Source organism: Arthrobacter sp. Hiyo1 (assembly GCF_001263615.2).
Taxonomy (GTDB): domain Bacteria; phylum Actinomycetota; class Actinomycetes; order Actinomycetales; family Micrococcaceae; genus Arthrobacter.
In genome coordinates this window covers 373,706-376,457 of record NZ_DF952473.1, presented here as the reverse complement: position 1 = coordinate 376,457, position 2,752 = coordinate 373,706, and the positions used below count along the sequence as shown (strand labels likewise).

Genomic DNA, 2,752 nt, shown 5'->3' with positions numbered 1-2,752 from the left:
GGCGGCCGAGTTCCCGGCGGACGTTGCGACGGCGCTCGCCGTCGTCGCTGGTAGGAAAGTGCCGAAGACCACTGCCATCACGGCGAAGACCCCCGCCCCGACGAGCAGGGCCGCGTCGAAGCCGGTCTGAAGCAGGACGGAGCCGAGCAGGGGACCGGCCACGGCGCCGATTTCCCCGAAAATGACCAGCAGCGCGAAAAGAGTGGTTTTGTGGGGCTGAAGGGTGGCACGTCGTTCTTCGGCCCCACCCACAAGGCTTTCCAAAGCGGGTGAAAAGAGGGCGCCACCCGCCCCTGTGATGACGGCTCCCAGGAGGAAAAGGGGGAAGTCCGAAGCCCACAGCAACAAAAGGTACCCGGAGATCCGGGCGAGGCATCCGGCAATCATGACGGGCCGGGCTCCCCAACGATCCGCGGCGGCTCCGCCCACGAGGAACAATCCTTGCTGGGCGAAGGTACGTGCGCCGAGGACAATTCCCACGGCCATTGCGCCCATGCCAAAGTCCTCGCGCATCAAAACCGCCAGGAAGGGGACAACCGAGTAGAAGCCAAGGTTGAAGATGAGCTGGCTGGCCAGCAGTAGCCGGGGCGTGGGCTCCGCGCGTGAGTTCATGGCTTGTCCTGTCGTACGTCCCTGCCCAGTCCGGGGATGGAGGTGACAAGCTCCCTGGCCTCCCGGGTCTGTGGGTTCGCGTACACGGCAAAGGTGGGTCCTTGTTCCACGATGCTTCCCCCGGAGAGGACCAGGGTTTGGGAGCACAACCGGGCGATGGCGGCCAGGTCATGCGAGACAAACAGGAGCCCAAGCCCGTCCCGATGGACCAGCTGTTCCAAGAGGGCCAAGACCGAGTTCCTGAGGGGAAGGTCGAGTCCGCTCACCGGCTCGTCAGCCAGGAGGATGGTTGGCGCGGGGACCAGGGCCCGTGCAATGGCCACGCGTTGTTTTTGCCCGCCGGAGAGTTCCGAGGGCCGACGCGCAAGCAAGCCGCGATCGAGATCGACCCGTTGCAAGGCATCCAGGATCATCCTGCGGTGATCTCCATTGATGCGCAGTTGCCTCAGGGGTTCAAGGAGCAGCCGCTCCACGTTCATGCCCGGATCAAGGCTCGCCGCCGGATTCTGCGGGATGTATTGCACCGCGCGGCGGTACCACCTCAAGGACGACGCCGGGCCGGGCACAACCGGGGTGTCGTTGAACGTGACGGTTCCAGCGTCCGGCTTCTCCAAAGCAAGCAGGATCCGTAGGAGTGTCGATTTTCCGGCGCCCGAGCCACCCACCAGGCCAACGCTGTCTCCCGTGGCAATCCTGAGGGAAACGTCCTGCAATGCCGGCCGGGCCGGCCGTTGCTTCAGGAGCCTGCGGCCCGGGTAGCTGAGTCCGAGATTGCCAGCGCTCAGGACTGCCTTCATGCTGTGGCTCTCCGGCGGAGGGAATCGAATCCGAGATGGGCGGCTTCCACCAGTTGCTTCGTGTACTGGTGCCGGGGCCGCTCCACCACCGATTCCATGGATCCCTCTTCGACGATCCGGCCGGAACTCAAGACGAGGGCCTGGTGGCAAAACGCCGCAGCCACAGCAAGGTCATGCGTAATGAACAACATCGCGCCGGCGGCCGCGGAACGCGCGGATTCCGGATACACGGATTCCGAGCAAGCTGATTCCGAATACAGGGACAAGGCCTCAAGGACCTTGGCCTGGCTGACCATGTCCAATGCGGTAGTGGGTTCATCCGCTACCAGGACGGAGCTGCGGCAGGCAAGGGCGAGCGCGATGCAGACCCGCTGCAGCTGACCTCCCGACAGTTCGCCGCTGAAGCTTTCCATGGTCCGTTCGGCTTCCTCTATTCCCATCGACGCGAGCAGCTCAAGTGCCCTTTTCCGCGCCGCGGAGCCTGAAAGGCCGGCATGCCGCAGCGGGATCTCCATCTGTTTGCCCAGGCGTACCAAAGGGTTAAGTGCGGACATGGGGTCCTGATGGATTGCGGTGAGTCCCGAGCGGCGGGTTCGCCGGTCGGACAAGGTCACGTCTACTCCGTTGATCTGCAACTGCCCGGAGGCGCTCATCGAAGCCGGGAGCTGTCCCAGGAGGGCAGCCGCCGTCAGGGACTTGCCCGAACCCGAAGCTCCCAAAAGGGCCAGTCTTTGGCCCCGGTCGACAGTGAAGCTGACTCCGTCAATCAGGGCGCGTCCATGGAGGGACACCCTCAAGTCCTGAACAAGGAGGGCAGGGTGCATGGTGAACTTTCGGCTAGGGGCGATATGATTACTGATGCTATCAATAATCATTCTCATTAATCCAAATGTTTCCGGGGAGCCGCCTGATGATCGCGCCTGGAAACCATGGAGACTACCTTGGGGAACAAGCAGCCAGCGACGGCGATCTCCGGACCATGCGCGCGACCCTTCCTTTTCTGCTCCGTCACCTCGACGACGATTAAGGCCAGGTCACGTTATTGCGGCGTGGAGAACTGCGGCGTTTTCGGCTAGCCACGCTTGGCGGCGAAGAATCTTGTCCCCGATGCCCTCGTCCCACATCCGTTTCCACCCGCCGCCCTGGGCAAGCGCCCTGTGCCGCATCACATGCCAGGAGCGCTCGGCGGCGTTCCGGGTTACGCCAACAATCTTGGCCCGATCGGCCGGGCCCAAGCCGTAGGCGTCCACCAGCATGGCAGCCCGGGAGGCGGCGTCGACTCCGCGCATGACGGGATCGCGGTCGGTGACGGGCATCCACGCGCCCCACCAGAGGAGCAAGTT

The 2,752-nt window shown here is 64.0% G+C and carries 3 protein-coding genes and 1 pseudogene; all 4 read right to left on the bottom strand.

From position 1 onward, the window contains the following. The coding region (locus AHiyo1_RS17200; RefSeq protein WP_113990701.1) for an MFS transporter at positions 1–612 on the bottom strand (612 nt) is incomplete at its 3' end. Then, complete coding sequence (locus AHiyo1_RS17195; protein ID WP_084784564.1) at positions 609–1,409, bottom strand: ABC transporter ATP-binding protein; 801 nt, start codon at positions 1,407–1,409, stop codon at positions 609–611. The genes AHiyo1_RS17195 and AHiyo1_RS17200, both read right to left, overlap by 4 nt. Further along, a complete protein-coding gene (locus AHiyo1_RS17190; protein ID WP_216363234.1) occupies positions 1,406–2,284 on the bottom strand; it encodes an ATP-binding cassette domain-containing protein in 879 nt (292 codons plus the stop codon). The genes AHiyo1_RS17195 and AHiyo1_RS17190 overlap by 4 nt, the downstream gene beginning before the upstream one ends. A gap of 159 nt (positions 2,285–2,443) precedes the next feature. Next, positions 2,444–2,752: pseudogene (locus AHiyo1_RS17185) on the bottom strand (aminoglycoside phosphotransferase family protein); the annotation flags it as partial.

Bases quoted from the DNA above. Each gene is read 5' to 3' on its own strand.
- AHiyo1_RS17190 (WP_216363234.1), bottom strand. From the start codon at position 2,284: ATGATTATTGATAGCATCAGTAATCATATCGCCCCTAGCCGAAAGTTC.
- AHiyo1_RS17195 (WP_084784564.1), bottom strand. From the start codon at position 1,409: ATGAAGGCAGTCCTGAGCGCTGGCAATCTCGGACTCAGCTACCCGGGC.